33 protein-coding genes are annotated in these 24635 nt (G+C 47.9%); 3 read left to right on the top strand and 30 right to left on the bottom strand.

Annotation, left to right across the window (positions count from 1 at the left end; translation table 11 throughout):
• Nucleotides 1-136 precede the first annotated feature (136 nt).
• From CWE06_RS11755 to dusA, 17 genes are all read right to left on the bottom strand, one after another.
• Entirely contained in the window at nucleotides 137-1450 is a 1314-nt protein-coding gene (locus tag CWE06_RS11755) for a carbohydrate porin (protein ID WP_126794522.1), read from the bottom strand.
• A 113-nt stretch (nucleotides 1451-1563) separates the two neighbouring features.
• Complete coding sequence (rpsQ, locus tag CWE06_RS11750; protein ID WP_126794520.1) at nucleotides 1564-1827, bottom strand: 30S ribosomal protein S17; 264 nt, start codon at nucleotides 1825-1827, stop codon at nucleotides 1564-1566.
• On the bottom strand, nucleotides 1827-2018 hold the full coding sequence (rpmC, locus tag CWE06_RS11745; protein ID WP_126794517.1) for a 50S ribosomal protein L29: 192 nt from the start codon (nucleotides 2016-2018) through the stop codon (nucleotides 1827-1829). The genes rpsQ and rpmC overlap by 1 nt, the downstream gene beginning before the upstream one ends.
• Nucleotides 2018-2431 carry a 50S ribosomal protein L16 gene (rplP, locus tag CWE06_RS11740; protein WP_126794515.1) on the bottom strand — a complete coding sequence of 138 codons (414 nt, stop codon included), beginning with the start codon at nucleotides 2429-2431 and terminating at the stop codon, nucleotides 2018-2020. The genes rpmC and rplP overlap by 1 nt, the downstream gene beginning before the upstream one ends.
• Before the next feature lie 11 nt (nucleotides 2432-2442).
• On the bottom strand, nucleotides 2443-3135 hold the full coding sequence (gene rpsC, locus CWE06_RS11735; RefSeq protein WP_126794512.1) for a 30S ribosomal protein S3: 693 nt from the start codon (nucleotides 3133-3135) through the stop codon (nucleotides 2443-2445).
• Between the two features lie 10 nt (nucleotides 3136-3145).
• Nucleotides 3146-3478 (bottom strand): 50S ribosomal protein L22, encoded by a 333-nt coding sequence (gene rplV, locus CWE06_RS11730; RefSeq protein ID WP_126794509.1) that lies wholly within the window; start codon nucleotides 3476-3478, stop codon nucleotides 3146-3148.
• Between the two features lie 12 nt (nucleotides 3479-3490).
• Nucleotides 3491-3769, bottom strand: a complete 279-nt coding sequence (gene rpsS, locus CWE06_RS11725) for a 30S ribosomal protein S19 (RefSeq protein WP_126777748.1) — start codon at nucleotides 3767-3769, stop codon at nucleotides 3491-3493.
• A gap of 18 nt (nucleotides 3770-3787) precedes the next feature.
• Nucleotides 3788-4612: a 50S ribosomal protein L2 gene (rplB, locus tag CWE06_RS11720; RefSeq protein ID WP_126794506.1), complete on the bottom strand. Its 825-nt coding sequence runs from the start codon at nucleotides 4610-4612 to the stop codon at nucleotides 3788-3790.
• Nucleotides 4613-4629: 17 nt separating this feature from the next.
• Entirely contained in the window at nucleotides 4630-4932 is a 303-nt protein-coding gene (gene rplW, locus CWE06_RS11715; protein WP_126794504.1) for a 50S ribosomal protein L23, read from the bottom strand.
• Nucleotides 4929-5534, bottom strand: a complete 606-nt coding sequence (rplD, locus tag CWE06_RS11710; protein WP_126794502.1) for a 50S ribosomal protein L4 — start codon at nucleotides 5532-5534, stop codon at nucleotides 4929-4931. Before rplD ends, rplW begins: the two co-directional genes overlap by 4 nt.
• A gap of 18 nt (nucleotides 5535-5552) precedes the next feature.
• Entirely contained in the window at nucleotides 5553-6191 is a 639-nt protein-coding gene (gene rplC / locus CWE06_RS11705; RefSeq protein ID WP_126794499.1) for a 50S ribosomal protein L3, read from the bottom strand.
• Between the two features lie 35 nt (nucleotides 6192-6226).
• Complete coding sequence (gene rpsJ / locus CWE06_RS11700; RefSeq protein WP_126777743.1) at nucleotides 6227-6538, bottom strand: 30S ribosomal protein S10; 312 nt, start codon at nucleotides 6536-6538, stop codon at nucleotides 6227-6229.
• 282 nt (nucleotides 6539-6820) lie between these two features.
• A complete protein-coding gene (locus CWE06_RS11695) occupies nucleotides 6821-7432 on the bottom strand; it encodes a DUF6445 family protein (RefSeq protein ID WP_126794497.1) in 612 nt (203 codons plus the stop codon).
• 132 nt (nucleotides 7433-7564) lie between these two features.
• Nucleotides 7565-8773 carry a dipeptidase gene (locus CWE06_RS11690; RefSeq protein WP_126794494.1) on the bottom strand — a complete coding sequence of 403 codons (1209 nt, stop codon included), beginning with the start codon at nucleotides 8771-8773 and terminating at the stop codon, nucleotides 7565-7567.
• A 62-nt stretch (nucleotides 8774-8835) separates the two neighbouring features.
• Complete coding sequence (locus CWE06_RS11685) at nucleotides 8836-9126, bottom strand: hypothetical protein (protein WP_126794491.1); 291 nt, start codon at nucleotides 9124-9126, stop codon at nucleotides 8836-8838.
• A gap of 197 nt (nucleotides 9127-9323) precedes the next feature.
• A complete protein-coding gene (locus tag CWE06_RS11680) occupies nucleotides 9324-9743 on the bottom strand; it encodes a VOC family protein (protein WP_126794489.1) in 420 nt (139 codons plus the stop codon).
• 4 nt (nucleotides 9744-9747) lie between these two features.
• Nucleotides 9748-10758 (bottom strand): tRNA dihydrouridine(20/20a) synthase DusA, encoded by a 1011-nt coding sequence (dusA, locus tag CWE06_RS11675; RefSeq protein ID WP_126794487.1) that lies wholly within the window; start codon nucleotides 10756-10758, stop codon nucleotides 9748-9750.
• 149 nt (nucleotides 10759-10907) lie between these two features.
• Between dusA and zur the strand changes: the two genes are divergently transcribed.
• Nucleotides 10908-11354 carry a zinc uptake transcriptional repressor Zur gene (gene zur, locus CWE06_RS11670; protein ID WP_126794565.1) on the top strand — a complete coding sequence of 149 codons (447 nt, stop codon included), beginning with the start codon at nucleotides 10908-10910 and terminating at the stop codon, nucleotides 11352-11354.
• Between the two features lie 81 nt (nucleotides 11355-11435).
• On the opposite strand, the gene alr is transcribed toward zur, so the two are convergent.
• The 9 genes from alr to rnr all read right to left on the bottom strand — a co-directional run bounded on the left by alr (nucleotide 11436) and on the right by rnr (nucleotide 19291).
• The gene (alr, locus tag CWE06_RS11665) at nucleotides 11436-12533 is read right to left on the bottom strand and encodes an alanine racemase (protein WP_241972554.1); all 1098 of its coding nucleotides are present in this window, start codon (nucleotides 12531-12533) and stop codon (nucleotides 11436-11438) included.
• Nucleotides 12534-12567: 34 nt separating this feature from the next.
• Entirely contained in the window at nucleotides 12568-13965 is a 1398-nt protein-coding gene (gene dnaB / locus CWE06_RS11660; RefSeq protein WP_126794484.1) for a replicative DNA helicase, read from the bottom strand.
• Nucleotides 13966-14075: 110 nt separating this feature from the next.
• Nucleotides 14076-14525, bottom strand: coding sequence for a 50S ribosomal protein L9 (gene rplI, locus CWE06_RS11655; RefSeq protein ID WP_126794482.1), 450 nt, complete (start codon nucleotides 14523-14525; stop codon nucleotides 14076-14078).
• 14 nt (nucleotides 14526-14539) lie between these two features.
• The gene (rpsR, locus tag CWE06_RS11650) at nucleotides 14540-14767 is read right to left on the bottom strand and encodes a 30S ribosomal protein S18 (protein ID WP_007419241.1); all 228 of its coding nucleotides are present in this window, start codon (nucleotides 14765-14767) and stop codon (nucleotides 14540-14542) included.
• A 12-nt stretch (nucleotides 14768-14779) separates the two neighbouring features.
• Nucleotides 14780-15106 (bottom strand): primosomal replication protein N, encoded by a 327-nt coding sequence (gene priB / locus CWE06_RS11645; RefSeq protein WP_126794479.1) that lies wholly within the window; start codon nucleotides 15104-15106, stop codon nucleotides 14780-14782.
• Nucleotides 15106-15474 (bottom strand): 30S ribosomal protein S6, encoded by a 369-nt coding sequence (rpsF, locus tag CWE06_RS11640; protein WP_126794476.1) that lies wholly within the window; start codon nucleotides 15472-15474, stop codon nucleotides 15106-15108. Before rpsF ends, priB begins: the two co-directional genes overlap by 1 nt.
• Nucleotides 15475-15693: 219 nt before the next feature.
• Nucleotides 15694-16095 carry a hypothetical protein gene (locus CWE06_RS11635; protein WP_126794474.1) on the bottom strand — a complete coding sequence of 134 codons (402 nt, stop codon included), beginning with the start codon at nucleotides 16093-16095 and terminating at the stop codon, nucleotides 15694-15696.
• 2 nt (nucleotides 16096-16097) lie between these two features.
• Nucleotides 16098-16850, bottom strand: coding sequence for a 23S rRNA (guanosine(2251)-2'-O)-methyltransferase RlmB (rlmB, locus tag CWE06_RS11630; RefSeq protein ID WP_126794471.1), 753 nt, complete (start codon nucleotides 16848-16850; stop codon nucleotides 16098-16100).
• Between the two features lie 74 nt (nucleotides 16851-16924).
• Entirely contained in the window at nucleotides 16925-19291 is a 2367-nt protein-coding gene (rnr, locus tag CWE06_RS11625; protein ID WP_126794469.1) for a ribonuclease R, read from the bottom strand.
• 307 nt (nucleotides 19292-19598) lie between these two features.
• On the opposite strand from rnr, the gene CWE06_RS11620 reads away from it, so the two are divergent.
• The gene (locus CWE06_RS11620; protein WP_126794466.1) at nucleotides 19599-21479 is read left to right on the top strand and encodes a DUF885 domain-containing protein; all 1881 of its coding nucleotides are present in this window, start codon (nucleotides 19599-19601) and stop codon (nucleotides 21477-21479) included.
• 80 nt (nucleotides 21480-21559) lie between these two features.
• On the opposite strand, the gene CWE06_RS11615 is transcribed toward CWE06_RS11620, so the two are convergent.
• Nucleotides 21560-22186 carry an RHS repeat-associated core domain-containing protein gene (locus tag CWE06_RS11615; RefSeq protein ID WP_126794465.1) on the bottom strand — a complete coding sequence of 209 codons (627 nt, stop codon included), beginning with the start codon at nucleotides 22184-22186 and terminating at the stop codon, nucleotides 21560-21562.
• Between the two features lie 292 nt (nucleotides 22187-22478).
• On the opposite strand from CWE06_RS11615, the gene CWE06_RS11610 reads away from it, so the two are divergent.
• Nucleotides 22479-22943 carry a hypothetical protein gene (locus CWE06_RS11610; RefSeq protein WP_126794462.1) on the top strand — a complete coding sequence of 155 codons (465 nt, stop codon included), beginning with the start codon at nucleotides 22479-22481 and terminating at the stop codon, nucleotides 22941-22943.
• Nucleotides 22944-23344: 401 nt separating this feature from the next.
• Here the strand turns inward: CWE06_RS11610 and CWE06_RS11605 are convergent, their stop codons facing one another.
• Genes CWE06_RS11605 through CWE06_RS11595 form a run of 3 tightly spaced genes read right to left on the bottom strand, consistent with a single transcriptional unit; the run spans nucleotide 23345 to nucleotide 24266 of the window.
• Entirely contained in the window at nucleotides 23345-23626 is a 282-nt protein-coding gene (locus CWE06_RS11605) for a hypothetical protein (protein WP_126794459.1), read from the bottom strand.
• A 1-nt stretch (nucleotide 23627) separates the two neighbouring features.
• Complete coding sequence (locus tag CWE06_RS11600) at nucleotides 23628-24005, bottom strand: hypothetical protein (protein ID WP_126794457.1); 378 nt, start codon at nucleotides 24003-24005, stop codon at nucleotides 23628-23630.
• A 15-nt stretch (nucleotides 24006-24020) separates the two neighbouring features.
• The gene (locus CWE06_RS11595) at nucleotides 24021-24266 is read right to left on the bottom strand and encodes a hypothetical protein (RefSeq protein ID WP_126794454.1); all 246 of its coding nucleotides are present in this window, start codon (nucleotides 24264-24266) and stop codon (nucleotides 24021-24023) included.
• Nucleotides 24267-24635: the final 369 nt, after the last annotated feature.

The raw sequence follows: 24635 nt of genomic DNA, 5'->3' as shown, positions 1-24635 counted from the left end.
CATATTAATAGGGCGCGAAATTGTAACAGACAAAAAATGAAAATGATAGAGGAATTTCAATAAAAAGAGGGGCGGTGCGAACCGAGGGAATTACATTGAATTCGCACCGCTATTCTACAGATTTGCAGCTTAATTACTAGAAATAATATCCGAAGTTAATATTAAAACGGGTATTGGTGCGGCCGCCATCTTGGGCAATTGAACCACCAACAAATGGCTGGTTTCGCGCCGTAACTAAGTCGACATAGGTAAATACACCGCCAGCGGTTACGGCAACACCAAGCACGTTCATAATAGTGTCATCATTATAGCCGCGTTTGTTCGTTAATAAACTGAAGTTGTTATACCAGGTTAAATCGGTAATAGGCCCGATACTAACTGCTTGGTTGTACGCAACATTCGCAGTCCACACATCAGCGCGCGACGGAATCGTATCGTAAAACGCGTAAGCACCAACAACGACACCTATATTATCAATATCGAAGCTGTAGTCATAACCGCTATATTGCGCCATGAAGTCCCATGGGCCGTTTTGATAACGTGCATGCAAACCATAATTGCGGCGATCGCCGACATTACGCACACCGTCATTAAAGCGCCCATACTGAGCAGAAATACCCAGTTCTAGCATTTCGTCGGCACCAAGGTCCCATTTGTGCGCAATACGGGTCATAAAGGTGTTGTTTTCGCCCGCTAATAAACTTGGGTCGTCATACACCCCTTCGCCTTCCACTCGAATGCCGACGACATCGTAGTTGTAGCGATCGGCGCTGCTCCGCACGCCTCCGGTGACACCCCCAAGTTCGTCATTGAGAATAAACGCGAAATCGAGATCCCACGTGTCCGTGCGCTTCAGGAAACGCAGGCCAGAGCCGGGGTTATCTTCCATACCTACATAGAAATTAGTACTGAAAAAATAACTATGGGAGTTATAAGGCATAATACCGAATGGCTGAATTACTAAACCTACCTGCCCTTGCCACTCGTCAGTGAAATCGTAACCAAAATAGGCGTGGCGCACCGCATCCATGTATTCAAACCAACGGTACTGAGCTGACAAAATCACGTCACCCATTCGACCATTAAAGTCGAGGCGAAAAATATCAAAGTCTAAATCACCACCTCGTCGACGTTGTGCGCGGTCATAGTCATTGACCTGATATTGAAAGCGCACTGCACCACCTAGGGTAATGCCGTCTTCGCTCGCGGCGTCGACTTCTTCTTCAACTTCAGCGAGACGTTCGGAGGTTTGCTCGGCTTGTCGTTTGCGCTCTATTTCTTGTTCGGACGTGTGGGCTTTTAATGCTTCATTTTCTGCTTTGAGCGCTTGTAGCTCGCGCTCGAGGATTGCGATTCGTTCTTCGATGGAAAGTTCTTGCTGACTTTGCGCCAAGGCCTGATTACCGTAAATCAACGGTACCAGCGCTAAGGCAAGCATGGAAATTCGCATACAATACTCCTTATCTGCGAAGAAAAACTGCTTCTTAGTATAGTAACTCAATAAAATTACGCAAAAAAAAACGGTCCCGAAGGACCGTTTTCTATACGCGTTAACGCTACGGATTAAATTTCAGTAGCACGCTCTAGAACGTCAACTAACGCCCAAGACTTCGTTTTAGATACCGGGCGAGTTTCCCGGATTGACACTAAATCGCCTTCATGAGCAGTGTTGTTTTCGTCATGTGCGTGAACTTTAGTAGTCCGCTTAATGTACTTGCCGTACAACGGGTGTTTTACCCGACGTTCGATAGCGACAACGATAGACTTGTCCATCTTGTTGCTCACTACACGACCTTGCAAAGTACGAATAGATTTAGCTTCAGTCATTACGCACCTGCCTTCTCGTTAAGCACTGTTTTAACACGTGCGATATCACGGCGCACTTGTCGTAACAGATGAGTCTGATTCATTTGGCCGGTTGCAGCTTGCATGCGCAAATTAAATTGCTCGCGCAACAAACCAAGCAGCTCCTGATTCAGCTCTTCAACGCTTTTTGCTTTCAGTTCGCTTGCTTTCATTACATCACCGTCCGAGTAACAAAGGTTGTTTTGAATGGCAGTTTAGCAGCCGCTAGGCGGAATGCTTCACGTGCCAGCTCTTCAGAAACGCCGTCGATCTCGTATAAAACGCGACCTGGCTGAATCAGAGCAACCCAGTATTCCACGTTACCTTTACCTTTACCCATCCGCACTTCAAGAGGCTTCTTGGTAATTGGTTTGTCAGGGAATACTCGAATCCAAATTTTACCTTGACGCTTAACAGCACGTGTCATCGCACGACGGGCAGCTTCGATCTGACGAGCAGTCATACGACCGCGCTCAGTAGCCTTTAGGGCATAAGTACCGAAGCTAACTTTGTTACCCGATTGCGCCAAGCCGCGGTTACGGCCTGTGTGTACCTTACGGAATTTTGTACGCTTAGGTTGTAACATAATGCTTCTCCTTACTTACGACCTTTGCCGCGCTTGTTAGCCGCTGGCTTTTCTTCAGCTGGAGTTACTGGCATGCCGCCAAGAACTTCGCCACGGAAAACCCAAACTTTTACGCCAATGATACCGTAAGTGGTGCCAGCTTCTGCCGTTGCGTAATCGATGTCGGCACGTAAAGTGTGCAATGGCACACGGCCTTCACGATACCACTCAGTACGTGCGATTTCTGCACCACCAAGACGACCGCTAACTTCAACTTTGATACCTTTAGCGCCTAAACGCATTGCGTTTTGAACTGCGCGCTTCATAGCACGACGGAACATAACACGACGCTCAAGCTGACCCGCGATGTTTTCAGCAACTAGCTGAGCATCAAGCTCAGGCTTGCGCACTTCAGAGATATTAATCTGAGCTGGAACACCAGTCAGTTTAGATACCTGTTGACGCAGCTTCTCAACATCTTCGCCTTTTTTACCGATGACCACACCAGGACGTGCAGTGTGAATAGTCACACGAACACTCTTAGCAGGACGCTCGATAACGATACGTGAAACTGATGCACCTTTCAGAGCTTCTTTCAGGAACACACGTACCTGATGATCACTGTGAAGGTTATCAGCAAAATCCTTGGACTCCGCGAACCAGGTAGCATTATATGGCTTGGTGATACCTAGGCGAATACCATTAGGATGTACTTTCTGACCCATAACTAATCTCCTAGCTATCCGATACAACCACAGTAATGTGGCTGGTGCGCTTCAAGATACGATCCGCACGACCTTTCGCACGAGGCTTGATCCGCTTCATCGTTGGACCTGCGTCGATCATGATGGCTGAAACTTTCAACTCATCAATGTCGGCACCTTCGTTGTGCTCAGCATTTGCAATTGCAGACTCAAGAACTTTCTTGATTAAGCTAGCAGCTTTCTTTGGGCTATAAGCCAAAGTATCAAGCGCTTTTGCAACTGACTGGCCACGAATCTGATCAGCAACCAGACGACCCTTCTGCGGAGAAAGGCGGGCAAATTTATGTTTAGCAATAGCTTCCATTGTATTCACCTCTTACCGTTTCTTAGCTTTCTTATCTGCAGCATGGCCGCGATAAGTGCGAGTCGGAGCGAATTCGCCAAGCTTGTGACCGATCATTTCGTCAGAAACGAAAACCGGTACGTGCTGACGACCGTTGTGTACAGCGATGGTCAAACCAATCATATCTGGAATGATCATTGAACGACGGGACCAAGTCTTAATTGGTTTCTTGTCCCCGCTTTCCATCGCCTTCTCCACCTTCTTAAGTAGGTGAAGGTCAATAAATGGACCTTTTTTAAGAGAACGTGGCATTTTAAAACCCCTTGCCTATTACTTAGTGCGACGACGCACGATGTACTTGCTAGTACGCTTGTTCTTACGAGTCTTATAACCTTTCGTAGGAACACCCCATGGAGTAACCGGATGACGGCCTCCAGAAGTCCGGCCTTCACCACCACCGTGTGGGTGATCAACCGGGTTCATTGCAACACCACGAACGGTAGGACGAACACCGCGCCAGCGTGTAGCACCCGCTTTACCGAGTTGCTTCAGCATGTGCTCAGCGTTACCTACTTCACCGATAGTTGCACGGCAATCAGCAAGGATTTTCCGTACTTCACCAGAGCGTAGACGTACAGTTACGTACATACCTTCACGAGCAAGAAGCTGTACTGATGCGCCTGCTGAACGAGCCAGCTGAGCGCCTTTGCCAGGCTTCATTTCGATCGCGTGGATAACAGCACCCACTGGGATGTTGCGCAGTGGTAAGGTGTTACCTGCTTTGATAGGCGCATCTGAACCAGATACGATCTTATCGCCAGCAGTTAGGCCCTTAGGAGCCAAAATGTAACGACGCTCACCGTCAGCGTACAATACTAAAGCGATGTTAGCTGACCGGTTAGGATCATACTCAATACGCTCTACAGTTGCTGGAATACCATCTTTGTTACGTTTGAAATCAACCAAACGATAGTGATGCTTGTGGCCACCACCAATGTGACGGACGGTAATCCGGCCATTATTGTTACGACCACCTTTCTTGCTGTTTTTTTCCAGCAAAGGGGCGTATGGCTTGCCTTTGTACAGGTCCTGACCAACGACTTTTACGACGTGGCGACGACCCGGGGACGTAGGCTTCTGTTTAACAACAGCCATCTTCAATATCCTCCTGTTTACTCAGCGCCGCCGACGAAATCGATGTCAGCACCTTGGCCCAGGGTCACGTAAGCTTTTTTCCAATCGCTACGCTTACCTTGGCGCATTCCGAAACGCTTGGTTTTACCCTTAACGTTCAGTGTGCGTACACCAGTGACTTCGACTTCAAACAGTTTCTCTACCGCAGCTTTGATTTCTGATTTAGTCGCGTCTTTTGCTACTTTGAATACAACAGTGTTGTTTTCTTCAGCAGAGACTGTCGCTTTTTCAGAAACGTGAGGCGCCAGAATGACTTTCAGCAAACGTTCTTCACGCATCATGACAATGTCTCCTCAAGCTGCTTAACTGCGTCCGCAGTGAACAGAACTTTATCGAATGCGATTAAGCTAACCGGATCGATACCCTGAACGTCACGAACATCAACTTTATGCAGGTTGCGTGAAGCTAGGAATAAATTCTCGTCCAGATCTTTAGTAATGATCAGAACGTCGTTTAATTCCATTTCTTTCAACTTAGCAACCAACTGCTTGGTTTTTGGTGAATCAATACCAAAATTTTCTACAACAAGTAAACGATCTTGGCGTACTAGCTCAGAAAGAATGCTTTTCAGAGCGCCACGATACATTTTCTTGTTAACCTTCTGGCTATGGTTCTGTGGTTTTGCAGCGAAAGTTACGCCACCAGAACGCCAGATTGGGCTACGAATTGTACCTGCACGAGCACGGCCAGTACCTTTTTGACGCCATGGCTTTTTGCCACCGCCAGATACTTCAGAACGTGTCTTCTGTGCTTTACTACCTTGACGTGAGCCAGCTGCATAGGCTACTACAACCTGATGCACCAAAGCTTCGTTGTATTCACGTCCAAAGGTAGCTTCGGAAACTTCAAGAGCGCCTTTCGCGTCTTTTAATGCTAATTCCATCACTAATCTCCTCAGACGTTACGCTTTGACCGCTGGCTTCACGATGACATCGCCACCAGAAGCTCCAGGGACTGCACCCTTAACCAGGATCAAGTTGCGCTCAGCGTCAACACGGACGACTTCCAGGGACTGAACAGTTACCTGTTTGTTACCCATTTGGCCGGCCATTTTCTTACCTTTAAATACTTTACCAGGTGACTGGTTTTGACCAATTGAACCCGGAGCACGATGCGATAACGAGTTACCGTGTGTAGCGTCCTGAGTTGCAAAGTTCCAGCGTTTAACGGTACCGGCGAAGCCTTTACCTTTAGAAACACCAGTAACGTCAACTAGTTTAGTATCCGCGAGAATTTCCACGGTGAGCTCAGATCCAACCGCAAAGTCCGCGCCTTCTTCAGCGTTCAGGCGGAACTCCCACAAACCACGACCAGCTTCTACGCCAGCTTTGGCGAAGTGACCAGCTTCAGGCTTGGTGACTCGGTTGGCCTTTTTGCTACCAGTGGTCACCTGAAGTGCGCGGTAACCGTCAGTGTCAAGATCTTTCACTTGAGTCACACGGTTTGCCAGCACTTCGATCACAGTCACAGGAACAGATGCGCCATCTTCTTGGAAGATGCGGGTCATTCCTACTTTCCGACCGACTAGACCAATAGCCATTGTTAAAACCTCTTATCCAGAATCTTGTTGCTCACTTAGCCCAGGCTGATCTGTACATCAACGCCAGCAGCCAAGTCCAAACGCATCAGAGCGTCAACAGTTTTATCTGTTGGCTCGATGATATCGATAAGACGCTTGTGGGTGCGGATCTCGTACTGATCACGGGCGTCTTTGTTTACGTGCGGAGAGATCAGCACGGTGAAACGTTCTTTGCGCGTAGGCAGTGGAATAGGACCACGAACCTGTGCACCGGTACGCTTCGCTGTATCTACGATTTCCGCCGTAGACTGGTCGATCAGGCGGTGATCGAAAGCTTTCAAGCGAATCCGAATTCTTTGACCAGACATAAATCAAAGCCTCATATAAAGAGCATTTAAAAAAGAGCATAAAAAAACTCGCACCTTCCCCGCATTCCTGCCGGAAGATGAAGCCTTTTAAACCACCATTCGACCCCCAATCGGGGCCGCTGTTGCAGTGCTGTGAAACCATTGAGACTACAAGTAGCTCATAACCACAGCGCTGAAATCTTACATACGCCTAAATAGACGTGGGCGAGATTATACAGAGACGCACACCAAAGTCAAATAATTTGGTGCTTTAATCACCTTGTATTCAGGAACTCAATTGGGTTAACCGCGAGCAGAGCGGAAAAACATGAGATAAACCAGGCGTCCGTTTTCCATCGTCGTACCGAACGATTCACCGGCGGTGTGCCATAACCAAGGGCGCAGAAGGATTAAGCGATTGAAACGCATAGGCACGCGCATCGTCATATCCCATTTGCTATCGTCCACTGAGTCACGATTCAACAGGTCCGCCACCCACTCTTTTGCCGAAGCCGCGCCAAAGCGCTGCATTGCTTCTTGGTCATTGTATGGAGCACGTTCAGTGTCCGTTTCTTTATGGCGAAAGAATTCTGTGCCACCGCGACAATCTTCAGGGTTACTTAAATATAGAATGCCGGACCAATGGGAAGCATCAACATGAACTTTTGCCTTGCCAACATCGGTCTCAAGCGCTATCCGACATTTCCCGTGAGCTTGGTCTTTGTCCATAGCGATTAACGGCTCACCGACAATCCGTGAAACTTCTTCAGTGAGTCCTTCGAGATTAATCCGCTCAACTGAATTGCGGCCTGGGTACGGACCTTGAACTTGCGGGTAATTTAATTTGAGGGCGGCTTCGCGGAGAGCTTTTGCGTTACTGAAAAAATCATCAACAACGATTAGTGACGTCGGCATACCATTCTACTCTTCTTGTTAACTTCATTGAGCAAACAGTGTAACGACATTTTATTAACAAGTGAACCCATGGTCCACGGGCGCGCTAGTCGCGTTAAAAAACCCGTGGAGGTTCGCTCCACGGGTTCTCGATTACTCTTGTGCTGCAGCGAATGCTTCGGCCGCGCGCCAGACGCGAATGGTATTACCATTCAAAATCTGTTCAATATCACTCTCGCTGTAACCGCGGTCAAGCAAGCCTTGGATCAAATTCGGGAAAGTCCGTACGTCTTTAAGGCCCACCGGTAAGGTGTCACCAACGCCGTCATAGTCTGAACCAATGCCCACATGGTTAATTCCGACAAGCTCGACGATATGGTCGATGTGGTCTAGGACATCTTCAAGCGTCGCAAATGGATAAGGGTTTTCTTCGCGCATGCGCGCAATGGCTTCCTGTGCAGCTGCAGTACCCTCACCTAAACGCTCGTTAATTTCCCGTGTTAAACGAGCAAGGCGAGCACGGTGCTGGTTCGCTTGTGGCGTAACAAAAGTAGAACCGAAAGTGACTTGAATCACCCCATCATTTTCAGCCAATGCTTTAATCATGTCATCGTTCATGTTGCGTTGCCAACCTGGCGTAAAGCGACGCGCAGACGAGTGAGTCGCAATGACAGGAACCTGAGTAATTTCAAGGACGTCATAAAATGCTTTATCAGAAATATGAGACACATCGACCATCATGCCAATGCGATTCATTTCGACAACGAGCTCTTTACCAAATGGGCTCAAGCCACCCCAGGTAGCACGGATATCATAAGACGAATCGGAGATATGGTTGTCTTCGGAGTGCGCTAGTGTGACGTAACGGACGCCGCGATCATAAAAATGCTGAAGCTTTGCAAAACTTCCTTCTATCGGCGCACCGTTTTCCATACCCATAGGCAAGGACATTAAGCCTTGCTCGAACTGCGCCAGCAGTTCGTCAACGCTATGCGGAATGGCGAATTTTTCCGGCGCGCGGTAAACCATAGCTTCCATGAAATCAATTAAGTGGTTCGCAAGTGTATAGGCACCGTTATCTTCATAGCTTGAGGGAATATAAATCGCCATGAATGGTGCGTTTAGACCGCCAGCGACTGCGCGCTCATAATCGAAGTCACCGCGTTGAGTTGCCTTGGTGACATCTTCCCAATCATTGATTAAGCGCCACGGTACATCGATATGGGTGTCAATAATCAAAGACTCTTGCGCAATCCGCAATGCTCGTTCACTGGCGGTTACCTCAGTTGCGGTAACATTCGCACTCAAGCCAAGCATTGCGGCTGTAAATGTCGCTAATGACAAGCGGGTTACTTTTTTCATGGTGCTCACTTCCGTTCTTATATTGTTATTCGAAATTAGCTCCGAGATTAACAAAGAACGGATTAGGGTGCGAGCTCATCCGCCGCTTTTTCAACCTGTTTGTTAACAACTTCGTCGCTCTCGTCCTGCTCTACTTGGGCAATTGCAGCAAACTCAACGCGGTTCTGTTCTAATTGTGCGGCCACAATTGCTGGAACACTGTCGCGAAGTTGTTTTGAAAACACTGCGTTTTCTTGCATAACCATCACATGTAACAACGCAGCGAGGTCGCCTTCGTTATTCGCATAGACAGTGGGCATCGCGGCTGTTGCACTTGCCAAACTGACCACACTAGCAATCAATAAAGTTTTCATGATGTCTTTCCTTTCTCTCGTAATTGAAGCGGTTGTTGCCAACTACGTGCCTTTTTAGGCTGGCTGACAAGATTAATTCAAGACCCATGCCAAATTTCATAATGCGTTGAATTATAATGATTACTTGCTACTTTTAGCGATTAAAAAAAGGCTCTGTGTTAGAGCCTTTTGTCGATTTGCCTAAAGTTTAGCGAAATTTACCAAGTACCTTCATTGGCCATAGACTGCCACGGCTCTTGTGGCGGTTGTGCACCACCGGCTTGCAATAATTCAATCGAAATCCCATCTGGAGAGCGCACAAAAGCCATGCGACCATCGCGCGGCGGCCGATTAATAGTCACGCCCATCGCTTGCAAATGAGCGCACTTGGCATAAATATCCGCCACTGAAAAAGCAAGGTGGCCAAAATTACGGCCGCCTGAATATTCTTCTGGGTCCCAATTATAGGTCAGTTCAATTTCCGCCTCAGGGCTTTCTGGTGCATTCAGAAATACGAGCGTAAATCGCCCTTCTGGTACTTCTTTACGACGCACTTCCTGTAACCCTAATCCTTCACAATAAAATTTCAGTGACTCATCGAGGTCCTGTACGCGAACCATGGTATGTAGATATTTCATTCGGCTACTTCTCCTCATTAACTGCTGCCGCTTCACTTTTCTCAGCGTAATCGGCAAAACGCTCGGCTTCATTCTGAATAATCTTTTGTGCCTCAAGTAACGGCGCAACTGACTCTGCGCGTGGTCCCTGCTCGCTCAGCGTGCGGCGCCATTGCCGTGCCCCTGGGCAATTATGATAGAGACCAATCATGTGGCGAGCGACATGCCAAAAGCGGCCACCATCGGCAATATGCGCTTCAATGTAGCTAATCATCGCGTCAATCACCGCTTCTTTACTAGGCGAGCTCAGCTGTCCGGCAAACAGGCGGTCGACGTCCGCTAAAATCCACGGATTGGCGTAAGCCGCACGGCCAATCATGACACCATCAACGTGTTGCAGATGTTCCTCTGCTTCAGCGAGCGTATTCACACCGCCATTTAAGTGAATCTCTAGCTCTGGATAATCCTGCTTGGCTTGATAAACACGCGCATAATTCAACGGTGGTATTTCGCGGTTTTCTTTCGGACTCAGGCCACTTAGCCAAGCCTTCCTCGCATGTAGAATGACCCGTGGACACCCCACTTCAACCAACGGGTCTAACATCGCTTGTAGAAATTCATAACTGTCGTATTCGTCGATCCCCAGTCGCGTTTTCACTGTCACCGGAATACTTGGTGCTGCGTCTTGCATGGCTTTCACGCAGGTGGCAACCAATTCAGGTTCAGCCATTAAGCAAGCACCAAAACGGCCATTTTGTACTCGGTCCGACGGGCAGCCAACATTGAGATTAATTTCATCGTAACCACGCTCGGCCGCAAGCCGTGCGCACTTTGCCAATTCAATTGGATCGCTACCACCAAGTTGCAAAGCAACAGGGTGTTCACTCTCATGGTAGGCAAGAAAATCCTGTTTACCATGGATAATCGCGCCGGTAGTCACCATCTCTGTATACAGCAACGCGGTTTGGCTAATCTGCCGATGAAAATAGCGGCAATGGCGATCAGTCCAATCCAGCATGGGGGCCACAGAAATCATTTAATACTCCTCAAAAGTGCTACAGTCGCTTCGAGTGTCTATTTTACGTGATTCAAAAGCTTGTTTACAGTTTCACTTTGAAGCACACTAGTTAAAGGCTAAAAAGTTAGTGCCTGAGCCAACAAGAATTGAGGTTTGAAGAAGCAATGATGCAAGCTGAAACGACTGAGCATTTAATCAAACGTGCTGAACTGATGTGCCAACGTCGGGGTGTCCGCATGACGCCCACGCGGCGCGAAGTTTTTGCCATTCTGACCAAGCAAGACGGGGCGATTGGAGCCTACGATTTATTAGAGCTCTTGAAAGCTGAAGTACCGAATGCAAAGCCGCCGACCATTTATCGTGCGCTTGAGTTTCTACAAACGCAAGGTTTTGTGCACAAAGTCTCATCGGCGAACAGCTATGTTTTATGCTCGCATTTCGAAAAACATCACCCTGTGCAAATGCTTATTTGTTCACTCTGCGGGAATGTGCAAGAAATTCACTCGAGTGGCATTCACCAAGAGTTTATTGCCCAAGCAGAAAAACAAGGTTTTCAAGTTCAACATCAAATGGTTGAAGCCGTAGGTATTTGCGAGCAGTGCAACCACAGCTAAGTAAGCACTAGCTCGCACCTGCGAGTATGAGCACCTAAGCGTTAGCGCTCACACCTAAGCGTTAGCGCTCACACCTAAGCGTTAGCGCTCACAATAATCCAATTGAACGCGTCGAGCGACGTTGCACAGCAATTCATACGGAATAGTTCCGACGGCTTCGGCAACTTTTTCCACCGCTAATCCAGCGCCCCATAACTCCGCCGTATCCCCAAGCTTGACGCTCAATTTTTGACCTAAGTTCACGGTCACCATGTCCATAGCCACACGACCAATTAACGGATAAATCACACCGTTAATTAATACCGGGGTACCGGTTGGCGCATGGCGCGGATAACCGTCGCCGTAACCAATTGCGACAATACCAATGTGAGTGTCTTCAGTCGCAGTCCACTGACCACCATAGCCAACCGACTCACCCGCTTTAATTTTGCGAATCGAAATAATACTCGCTCGTAAATTCATCACGGGTTTCAAATCATGATCGCCGCCCACCTGACCAGCAAATGGACTCACGCCATACAGCGCTAAGCCGGGTCGTACCCAATCGTATTGAGGCACTATTTGAGCCAACAATGCCGCGCTATTGGCGAACGAGGTCGCGCTTGGCGGTAATTGCGCTAATACATCAGCATAGACCTGGATTTGCTTTTTATTCTGTGGATGTTCCGGTTCGTCGGCACATGCGAAGTGGCTAATAATCACGGGATGGTCATGCACTTGCGGCAAATCAACGAGTTGTTGGTACGCACTCAGCATTTGGTCCGGCTCCAAGCCAAGCCGGTGCATGCCAGTATCTACTTTTAACCAGATTTTAAGCGGGTCACCGAGGTTCTCAACTTGGCTTAATTCTTTCATTTGCCGCAAATTGTGAATGACCGGCTGAATATTGCTGGCGGTTAAAATTGGAATTTGTGAGGCGTCGAAAAAGCCTTCAAGCAGCACAATTGGACGAGTGATACCCGCGTTACGAAGTTGCAATGCCTCATCAACGCGAGCGACACCAATCGCATCGATATCACTCAATGCTTGTGCTATCCGTTGCAGGCCATGACCATAAGCATTCGCTTTTAAAATGGCTAATATGCGTTTACCACCCGCTAACTTGCGGATGACTTTTAGATTGTGTTGCAAGGCTGCTAAGTCAATTGCAGCCCATGCCGGACGCATGAGATCAGCCATTCTTGTTACCCGTGTATGTTACGTCTTAATCGTTCTAATACTCATCGTCAATATCGGCGCCGGTGTAGTTATCGAAGCGCGAGTATTGACCGTGGAACATCAATTTAATCCGACCAATGGGTCCGTTCCGCTGTTTACCAAGAATAATCTCAGCTAGACCTTTATCGGACGAGTCAGGGTGATAAACCTCATCGCGATAAATAAACATAATCACGTCGGCATCCTGCTCAATCGAGCCGGACTCCCTTAAATCTGAGTTTACTGGACGCTTGTCAGAGCGCTGCTCAAGTGAGCGGTTCAGCTGCGAAAGCGCAACCACCGGGCACTTCAGTTCTTTCGCCAAAGCTTTTAGTGAACGTGAAATTTCAGCAATTTCTAGAGTTCGGTTCTCGGCCATACCCGGCACTGTCATTAACTGCAGGTAATCGACCATGATCATGCTGACGCCGCCGTGTTCACGCGCTATGCGACGTGCGCGAGAGCGAACTTCAGTCGGGGTTAGTCCAGAACTATCGTCAATATATAGTTTGCCCCGTTCTTTTAACACCGTCATCGCTGAGGTGAGTCGATGCCAGTCAGCGTCATCGAGTTGACCGGTTCGAACTTTTGTTTGATCAACTCGACTGAGAGACGCCAGCATTCGCATCATAATCTGCTCGGATGGCATCTCCAGACTAAAGACAACAACGGGCTTCTCTTCGTTCAGTGCCGCATGTTCAACCAGGTTCATCGCAAAGGTCGTTTTACCCATCGAAGGACGGGCCGCAACGATAATTAAATCAGACGGTTGTAAACCCGCGGTCTTTTTATCTAAGTCGGCAAAGCCAGACGACACCCCCGTCACACCACTTAAATTGGCATGACGGCTTAAATACTCAATACGGTCGAGGGTTCTGTCGAGAATATTCACTAGCCCCTGTGGGCCTTCTTCGCCTGTGTTACGTTTCTCAGCAATTTGAAACACCTGTGATTCGGCAAAATCTAACAGGTCACGGCTGCTACGACCTTGCGTGTCATACCCTGCTTCGGCAATTTGATTGGCTACACCGATCATTTCACGAATGAGTGCGCGCTCGCGAACAATATCGGCATAGGCAAGAATATTGGCTGAACTCGGCGTGTTCTTCTGAATCTCCATCAGATACGCCGCACCACCGACCCGATCCAGCTCGTTAATAAGCTCTAAGCGCTCAGTTAACGTGACTAAGTCAATCGGCTTAGACTCTTCGCTTAAGCGCGCCATAGCAGCGAAAATCAGGCGATGTGAATGTAAGTAGAAATCGTCAGTAATCACCCGCTCAGCGACGTTATCCCATTGCTCATTATCGAGCATGAGACCACCAAGCACCGATTGTTCGGCGTCAATAGAGTGCGGAGGTGTTTTTAAGGCTGCTAGCTTTGCGTCTGTACTTTTATTCTTATCGTTAGCCACGAGGATCCATTTTCGCTATCAGTGAAATCAGAGGTTGATAATACACAGGAGATAAAAAAAAAGCAGCACCGAGGTGCTGCTTTTCGTGTAATAGACGTGTAAGTCCGGAATTACTCTGCTTCTACTTTCAGAGTGATTGCCGCTAAAACGTCAGCGTGTAGTTGCAGTTCGATTTCGAATTCGCCAACTTCACGGATAGTGCCGTGAGGCATCAAAATTTCGCTCTTCTGCACTTCAACGCCTGCAGCAGAAACTGCATCAGCGATGTCGCGAGTACCAATTGAACCGAACAATTTGCCTTCGTCACCCGCTTTAGAAGCGATAACGATAGCGTCCAGTGCATTGATTTTCTCAGCGCGCTCTTCAGCAGCTTTCAGGTCAGTCGCTAATTTAGCTTCTAACTCTGCACGACGCTGTTCAAACATTTCAACGTTTGATTTAGTCGCTGGAACTGCTTTGCCCGATGGGAACAAGAAGTTACGTGCGTAACCTGACTTTACGGTAACCTGGTCGCCCAGACCGCCCAAATTTGCAACTTTATCTAGAAGGATAATATTCATTGTTAAAGTCTCCCTTACTTGTGGCCATCAGTGTATGGCAGCAAGCTCAGGTAACGGGCACGCTTAATTGCGCGAGCCAGCTGACGCTGATACTTAGCTGAAGTACCGGTAATACGGCTTGGAACGATCTTACCAGTTTCAGTGATATAATTTTTCAGCGTAGCGATATCTTTGTAATCGATTTCTTTTACGCCTTCTGCCTTAAAGCGGCAGAACTTACGACGACGGAAAAAACGAGCCATGGTGTTCTCCTATTAAACCTGTTTTATGTTCTGAGCGTGAAGGACAAGTCGGGCGATGCCATTTGCGTTTTCGTGTCGCTGAATGAAACCGCTTGCTTCTATTTCACTTCCCAGAATTAATTTCGTTGACCAGAAATCTGCCCCATCTCCACTCACTACCGCTTGAATGCGTGCATAACACTGTCGTGTTAACCCTGCTTCTTGCTGCATTGAGCGATGCTCAATTAACAAGGACAAGTGCGCAATTCCTGCTGGGCTGCGAGTTAATCGCGGTTCTTTAACTAAAATCCCGCGAATAATAAGTTGGTTAATGGCGGACTCCTGAGCTGTAGCCGACATCACTCAGCAGATTCAGTCTCAGCTTTCGCTTCACGGCGATCTTCTCTTTCCTTTGGCTTAGCAAAAGGTGAAGGTTCGCTGATCGCTTCGTCTTTACGCATAACCAGGCTGCGTAGTACCGCATCGTTGTAACGGAAGTTGGTTTCCAACTCATCAATTACTTCTGAACTTGCTTCAACATTCATCAGAATGTAGTGAGCTTTGTGCAGCTTGTTAATTGGGTAAGCCAACTGGCGACGACCCCAGTCTTCCAAACGGTTGATAGTACCACCCGCTTGAGTCACAGTTTCGCTATAACGCTCAACCATGCCTGGAACCTGCTCGCTCTGGTCTGGATGGACCATGAATACGATTTCATAATGACGCATTTATTGCTCCTTATGGATTAAAGCCTGAGTACAGCTCAGCCCGGCTGACATGGAGGCAAGGAACTTGAACTATAGATTAGTGGGCTGATCAAGCCGGAGAATTGTACGCAAGTTAAACAACGAGCGCAAGTAAAAGTGGCCGCTAATACTGGAATAAATACAGAGGAAATGCGGATATGAGGCACTCAGTCGGATGGTTAACTGAGTGCCTATTCGTATTTATGAGCTTTGTTTTTGAATCTCGTCATTAACCAAGCGAAAAAACTGGGGTACTAAACTCGCCCAGACCGCACTCGGCCCTTCAACGACGATCAAACGTTCACCAATACGACCACGCAAGACCAAGTGCTCTGAATTAGGTAACAACAGCTCAACTTGTAAAACGTGGCTTGCCGCCTCTTGTGAAGCAACCAAGCGATATTCGTGATGAGTTTGCAGCCGATAGTTCAAGTCTTCAGCGGCGTTCAGTAACAACCGATGACCGGCGTCATAGTCCCACTCAACCCATACTTGCGGTCTTTGTGGGCTCGCGTCTTGATCTGGGGTGCTAAAAAACGCACCTAGCGCGAGCACCAAAATGACCAGAGTGACACCAATGACTGGCAGTAGACGTTGGAACATTGCTAACCCTTGCCGTGCTGACGCTGCCGCGCAACTTCAAATAGACATACCCCAGCGGCGACCGAAACATTCAAACTGCTGACTGTGCCTGCTAATGGAATAGCCACTAGGTCATCACATAATTCACGGGTCAGACGCCGCATACCGGTTCCTTCAGCCCCCATGACGAGCGCTGTTGGACCAACAAATTTGTTCTCATACAATGAGCTTGTGGCTTCACCTGCAGTACCAGTGACCCAAACACCTTCGTCTTTTAGTATCCTAATCGCGCGTGCCAAGTTCGTGGCAACCACAAGTGGTACAACTTCAGCGGCACCACTGGCAACTTTGCGGGCTACGCTGGTTAAACCAGCGGCTTTGTCTTTAGGCACCACAACCGCTGTCGCACCTGCAGCGTCAGCTGTGCGCAAGCAAGCCCCTAAGTTATGCGGATCCGTCACTTGATCTAGCACTAAAAATAATGCCTTCTGACCAGCCTTCTCAACTAATTCAGGCAAATCGTTCTCTTGCCAAGCGCGTCCCGGCGTGACAATTAAATAAACGCCTTGATGGTTGCCTTCACCGGCTCGTTCATCGAGTGTTTTCCGTTGACTAAATTGCGGTCGCACCCCGGCAGCACGAGCTGCTTTGATAATCGCTTGCACCGCTGGGTCGTCCCGGTCTTTCTGGACAAATAATTCGACAGCGCGCTCCGGTGCGTGCTCTAAAATGGCACTCACCGAGTGAATGCCGTATACCGCTTCATTTTTACTCATGAACTGTGTCTCAACTGCTGTCTCAAATTGTGGCTCTAAGGCTGTTTCAACGATTGTCTTAGTGACTCGCGCAACTACCGTTTTTTGTTCTTTGGCGCGCGTTTTTTCGCACCCGCTGGGCCTGCTTTTTTGGCCTTTTTAGCTTTTGCAGCTTTGCTTCCTGCGGATTTCTTTTTCCCCGCTTTTTCTGCTGCCTTTGGCTTGTAGCCGCTTTTACTTCGCTGCGTTTTTTTCTCCTGCCGGCGCCGTGGCGCTATTGCATTCGACGTTTGTTCTACCGATAACAATTCAAAATCAATTTTACGCTCGTCGAGATTCACAGCAGCGACCTTCACTCGCGCTTTGTCGCCTAAACGATAAACGTTGCCCGAACTTTCGCCGATCAACAAGTGGCGCTCTGCATCGTAATGGAAGTATTCGCTAGTTAAATTCGAGATATGCACGAGACCGTCGATCATGTAGTCATTTAAGCGCACAAATAACCCAAAATTAGTCACCGCAGAAATCACACCATCGAATTCGTCGCCGACATGGTCTTGCATGAACTCACACTTCAACCACTCATCGACTTGGCGCGTTGCATCATCGGCGCGGCGCTCGGTTTGCGAGCAATGAGGGCCAAGCTCAACCAGTTGATTTTCGTCGTAACTATGCGCCCCCTCTAATCCCGCAAATTCTGGGAACTGCTTGGCGAGAATTCGTTTAATCTCACGATGCAAAACCAAATCCGGATAACGGCGAATGGGCGAAGTAAAATGTGCATACGCTTCGAGCGCCAAACCAAAGTGACCTCGGTTCTCATGGCAATAGATCGCCTGTTGCAGCGAGCGTAACAACATGGTTTGAATCAACTCGCGGTCAGGCCGTTCAGCAACCTGCGCCAGCACTTCACCAAAGTCTGCCGGGTGTGGCTCGTCTCGCAGTGGCATGGTCAAACCAAGCTCACCAAGAACTAGTCGAAATGCAAATAACCGTTCTTCATCGGGTAAGTCATGCACTCGGAACAAGGCGCCGCCGTTGTGCTTCTCAACAAATCGAGCAGCAGCGTCGTTTGCCATGATCATACATTCTTCAATGAGCATGTGCGCGTGATTGCGGTGAATGGGCACAATATGTTCAATTTTGCGTTGCGCATTAAATATAAAGCGCGTTTCAACCGTATCAAAATCGATTGCACCGCGTTGCTCTCGACTTTTGCGCAGAACTTTATATAAATCGTGAAGGGTCTCTAAGTGTGGAACGACATGGTCGTACTGCTGACGCAATTTAGCATCGCCATCGAGTATCGCTGCAACTTTATTGTAAGTTAAGCGCGCGTGTGAATTCATCACAGCAGGGTAGAATTTGAAGGTATTCAGTTTCCCGCGTTCGCCAATAGTCATTTCCGCCACCATACAAAGGCGATCCACTTGCGGATTCAACGAACACAAACCATTCGATAAAGCTTCCGGCAGCATAGGTACGACGTGGTTGGGGAAATAGACCGAGTTACCGCGATTCAAGCCTTCCCGATCAAGGGCGCTGCCGACGCGCACATAGTGGCTGACATCAGCAATAGCAACCCATAATCGGAATCCTTTACCTTCCGGTTCAGCATACACCGCGTCATCAAAGTCACGGGCATCTTCACCGTCAATCGTCAGTAGTGGCAGTTTACGTAAATCGACTCGTCCCTGCTTGTCATTCTCAGCAACTTCGGCTGGAATCTTCTTCGTTTCAGCAATCAGGGCGTCTGGCCATTGATTCGGAATATTGTGTTCACGAATGGCAATTTCAATTTCCATGCCCGGTGCCATGTGGTCACCGAGCACTTCTTTAATCCGTGCCACCGGCGAACTACGTCGACTTGGGCGCGAAACAATTTCTGCCACCACGATTTGGCCATGGCGGGCACCATTCACCAATTCCGGCGGAATAATGAGGTCTTGTGCTAAGCGCGTGTCGTCGGGTACCACCAACGATACACCTTGTTCGACAAAATAACGGCCGACAATTTCCCGCGGCTCTTCTGCAATCGTACGGACAATTCGCCCTTCACGACGACCACGGGAGTCGCTCGACCCCGCTTTGACCAACACCCGGTCACCGTGCATAACCATTTGCATCTGATGAAACGGCAGAAATAGATCCTGACCACCCTCGTCTAACTGGACAAAACCAAAGCCGTCCCGATGACCGATAACTGTTCCTTTCTTCAGGTCCATGCGCTCTGGAATTCCGTAGGAATCATTCCGGGTATAAACCAATTGACCGTCTCGTTCCATGGCGCGCAGGCGGCGTTTTACGCCAATATGCTCACGCTCATCACGTAACTTAAAGTGACTTAAAATGTCGCTAAAGGCGACCGGCTTTAACGCCGCTTTAATGACCTCGAGCATGGCCTCACGCGATGGAATTTCCACATCATATTGTGGTTGCTCAGAGGTGTTTTTTTCGTTCATTTTAGTAATAATTTTTCTCTTCTTTTAATTAATAGGCCTTCAGGCCTTGATTACATCGTTCTGGTCACGCTGTCTTACCTTATAAAAATGACAGGCGTGTGATGATTCGGTTTTCACTTTATTTTCAGTGACTCATACGGCTCAGTATAACATTGAGTGACAAGTATAGATAACATCCATATTTCTGAAACCCGCCTATTTTTGCCGCACATTGGTTTTCAATGCATGCACTAGTTGTCGAATTTGTATACAAGGCGTATCTTGAGCAATTGTAACTCATACCTAACAAACAACTAGGAGCAATGTCATGTTTCGTTTAACTGCGGTAGCCCTTGCGCTCACCTTGACAGCGACCGCCGCTTTAACCGGTTGCAGTGAAGCGCCAAGCCCAAGCTCACCGACCACACAGGCAACCCAACAAACGAGTGAAAGTCAGGCTCTAACCGTCAGCGAACGTGTCAATCTTTGGTTTGACGAACGCTTTGAAGAACGCCTGCAAAAAAGTCCTATGCAACTCACAATGCTAGGTCGCAAAGACGCCTATGATCAACTCGACGATTTCAGCCTCGCAGCGCAACGCGACATGGTGCGTTGGCTACAACAAACAGCTCAAGAGCTTGAAGCTAATTTCCCCAACGAGCAGCTCGATAGTGAAGCACAAACCTCGTATGACTTATGGATGTATCAAGTTGATCGTGACATACGTGCTTTTGAATTCCAGCACATGAGCTATGTCTTTCATCAAATGTCGAGCGTTCACTCGTATTTACCGCAATTTTTAATTTCATTTCACCGTGTCGACGACTACGCCGACATGCAAGCCTACATCGCACGACTCGAACACCTCGGTCAGGCTATTGAGTCGTTGCTTAACCAAGCTCAAAACCGAGCTGATCGTGGCATTCGTGTCCCAGACTTTGGCTACCAAGGTGCATTGCGGCAAGCACGTGCACTTGTGACCGGGCAACCGTTTACGGAAGACTCAGATCCCGCCCCTTTATTTGCCGATGCGAGCGAGAAAATTGCACAATTGCTGACAAACGATCTGATTAATGCAGAGCAAGCGGAGCAACTCACAAATGCCATGCAGCAAGCACTCACGAACCATGTTGGCCCTGCGTACAACAACTTAATCGCATGGCTAGAAGCTGACCAAGTGAATGCCGACAGCAATCCGACTGGGGTAAGCAAATATCAAGGCGGCGCCGAATACTACCAATTTATGTTGTGGTATCACACGACAACGGACTTAACGGCCGAGCAAATTCACCAAATCGGTCTCGATGAAGTTGCTCGTATTCAAGCCGAAATGGTAGACATCAAAAACCGCGTCAATTTCGATGGTGATTTACAAGATTTCTTCGAATTTATTCGTACCGACGAACAGTTCTTTTATCCCAACACGGATGAAGGACGGCAGGCCTATCTCGACGACTCTAAGGCATATTTAGATGCGATTGCAGACGAGCTACCAAATTATTTCGGTATTCTCCCCAAAGCTGACCTTGTGGTTCGCCGGGTCGAAGCGTTTCGTGAAGAAGATGGCGCTGCACAACACTATTTCCCAGGTACACCTGATGGCTCACGGCCCGGTATTTATTACGCTCATTTATCCGATATGAGTTCCATGCCGAAAGTCGACATGGAGTCCGTTGCCTATCATGAGGGTAATCCTGGCCATCACATGCAGATTTCAATTGCCCAAGAACTCACCGGTATTCCGCAATTTAGAACGCTTGATCGTCACACCGTCTATGTTGAAGGCTGGGCATTATATTCTGAGCTCCTCGCCAAAGAAATGGGTGGCTATCGCGATGATTACTCTGACTTCGGTCGTTTAACGGCAGAAATTTGGCGAGCTGCGCGTTTAGTTGTCGATACGGGTATGCATGCACTCGGTTGGACAGAAGAACAAGCGGTTGATTACTTCTTAGTCAACACGCCGATTACCGAAGGTTCCGTGCGCTCCGAAATTCAACGCTATTTAGTTTGGCCAGGGCAAGCAACTGCATACAAAATCGGGATGATGCGCATTCAAGAGCTACGTGCCGAGGCAGAGCAAACACTTGGTGAACAATTTGATATTCGCGGATTCCACGACACAGTGCTCGGCGGTGGCTCATTGCCATTACCAATTCTCGAACGTCGGGTTCGTCAGTGGATTGCTCAATTACAAGAAACGAACTAAGACTAGCTAGTGCCAAGGGACAGACTCAAACCGTCGCAGGAGATTAGCCCGGCGGATTTTGAATTTGTCCCTTTGCTAATTCAAACGTTGGTAATGAGTGTGCGTAAGCAAGCATGTTGGCGGGAATAACTAGATCTTCGAGCAACTGCCCTTCTGCTTCCTCGCGGCTTTGCCATTAAGGCCATACCCACAAAAGGCGCAAAACTACCAAAGGCCTTATTCAATCGCTTAAACAAATACCCGCTCGGATCCGTATAACTCAGCGGATTGTTCAGCACATAGCTGTAGCGGTTGTAATTCTGCAGGTTCGCGCCCGCCTGAATAAACGGGTCCGCCTGCATAAAGCGCCCCAGCACCGGGTTGTAGGTGCGCCCACCCATGTGAATCAGGTTCAGGTCGTTTACCATGGTGTGGCCGGTGTAACCACGCATCTTCCCTAACCGCAGTCCGAACACAAACTGGTTGTGGCTCCACAAGGTCGCTTGTTTACCCCATGGGTCATAGGCTATCTGTTGCTTCAGAACATTGCCAAGGACTGCATTTCCGGTAATCACCACCGTCGAGCCCTGCGCATCTTTATGCAGATGCGTTACTTGCTCCGTGGTACCACTCCCATGCTCAGTATGGGTGATGACCGTGCCTCCCACCATAAACCGGTGCTCGATATCGCCGTTTTCTTGTACCGACCGTTCGTAATCACCGAACAACCAGCGCGTTTGGGTGCCCGTAGGGCGAATATCCTACTGGTAAACAAGCTCTCGCTTTGGGCCATACCGGAACAGCGTTCTAAAGTCGGCGGCACGTCGAACTTCAATCGGCTTATCAAATGTGGTGTATGTAAAAGTGCATCTGTTAGTGCTATCTTGGGAGCGGGTTTCTCCGAAATAGGTGATACAGGCTTTGGTGTTGCAACTAGCACTACTGCAAATATCGGAGCTTTTCTAGGGGCCCAAGGAAATATTACTGCAGGCACAAATGGGCTGTCGACGAGCGGCGGCGGTGGATTTATTACAGGAGGCTCAGTCACCACTACGATTGGAGCCACAGCAAATACAAAGTTTATTATGCCTATATGCAGGGAAAATACTGAGTGTAACTGAGGTAGATATGAGATTATTCGTTGAGCTAGCTGGTTGGATTAGTGCGTTATCATTTGTTGTTTTTGTGGTAACAGTAGTATTGGCGTTCATTCGTCGACAAGTATTAAAGAAAAAGATAAAGGAATATGGGCTTCCGCAATTTGAAAAGCGCTTTGTTCCCTCTATGAGTGAACTCAATAGCGAAAATGCTATGAATGAAGTTCGATTTTTCATTTTTGGGAAATGGGATGGTATTGAGGATAGTACATTGCGTCATCAGTTAGCGCATCATCGCTGGCTTGAGTTTGCCTATATCTGCGCATATCTATCGACCATCGTGTTTTTTATTATTTATTTATACGCAAACGGATTGCTTGCTAACTAGGTGATTTATGCTTGAATTTCTCACGGATTTTTTTGCCTTGTCTTTTTTTGTGACATTCTTCCGATTTTTTATATGGAATACGGTGTTATTTGATAGAAGAAAAAAAATCATGAAAAAGCTAGCTTCCATTGACTATGAATACTATTCAGACCATCTCCCCGATAGGTTTCTATTCTTGTCCTGGCAGGCAGGTCGCAGGATGGCGAGGTTTTTTCGAATGAATACGTGGCCAGGAAACATCCCTAAGGATATCCAAAAAGATCTACAGGAAAATCGGAAATTCGAGTATGTGGGCTTAGTTTTTAATTGGGGGCCGCCCATTTTTTATATCTTAACACTTATTTTTATGAGTATCCCCCGCACGCCCCCTCTGGCAGGATAGATAATTGGACTCCCCACACCTAAATAGATACCTCAACATCAATCGTTAGTTTCGAGTGAACATTCTCATGCAGCCAATTAGCAGCGTCGTCACTACTCTTAAAGCGACGTGACTGCGCAACTTTGTCCTTTAGCTCTCTGAATTGCGGCTCAAAAGCTTCTCTCTGCTCGTCGGTTAGTGATATCGAACCACTCGAACGACGATACTGACTGCGGTTTCCTCCTTCACTCAGTATCTGCGCAAACGCCCCTGAGGTTGCCCCATTCGCAGACTTACCACCCGTAGAATACTCCTTGCTCACGCTACTGATCTTCAGGCCAATCGCATCCGACTCGTCCACCCAGTACTGGGTCTATATTATCAATGATGACCGGAGAGGTTTGAGCTATCGTGCCAAAAATCGTAACATACCTATCTTGGCAGGCCTCCAATACTTCCGCCGACAGTCCTTTAAGTTGCACGCTGTGGCTAAGCCTTTGAATCTCTGCGTCATCTTTATATAGCCACAAGCGACCGTCCTTTGTCAGATATCCATGAAGTGCTCCCGACTGCCCCACTTCTCCACTTTCTGTGAATAGAATTGCGAAATCATTTGACCACGTGGGTGCATCCTGGTCAGAGCAGCCAATCACGAACGTCATAAATATCACGATAAGCGATAATCTTTTTTTAAGTTTCATGCTGTAAAAGTCCTCTTACGTACCGTCATAGAATAAAATACAAGGAATCAGGTCGACACTCCCATCACCCTCTCGGACAACCATGTTTACTTCGGTAACATCGACTAAATATACAACCACTCTGCCCGAAGTCCCTGTCTCTACGGTAACGATGAGACCTTCGAGCTCAACGTAGTTGCCATCGCAAACAGCAAGCTCGTAGCTTTGCGCTCGTTTAACGTTATAAACAACCATTGACCTAAATAAGAAACGGTTCGCCATATCGTCCTCATATGGATATAGAGACGAAATAATCCCATATTCGTAAAACCCTATCGTTTTCACTCTCTTCTTGTGATAACGCTCTGGGTACAGAAGCAGTTTGTAAATCGACACTTGGTCTGCCTCCTTGTCCGATTCCGTATCACTCTTAGAACAACTCGATGCAACGAACACCAAAAAAACTGAAATTATTAGCATCTGCGTAGATCTGTTGAAAAATGACTTATCTCGCATATTGGTTTGTAAGCGTAACGCCAACCACACCTATTCAGCCATAGTCTGAAGCCATAGGCTATCACCAATTTTAATTAACAAGGTGGTGGCATCATGAGTCAAACACATCGAACCCGCGAGCAATGGCTAGAGCTG

Source organism: Aliidiomarina haloalkalitolerans (assembly GCF_003987315.1).
GTDB classification, from domain to species: domain Bacteria; phylum Pseudomonadota; class Gammaproteobacteria; order Enterobacterales; family Alteromonadaceae; genus Aliidiomarina; species Aliidiomarina haloalkalitolerans.
Note: the sequence above shows the minus strand (reverse complement) of the source record. Positions and strands in the feature narration are given on the sequence as shown.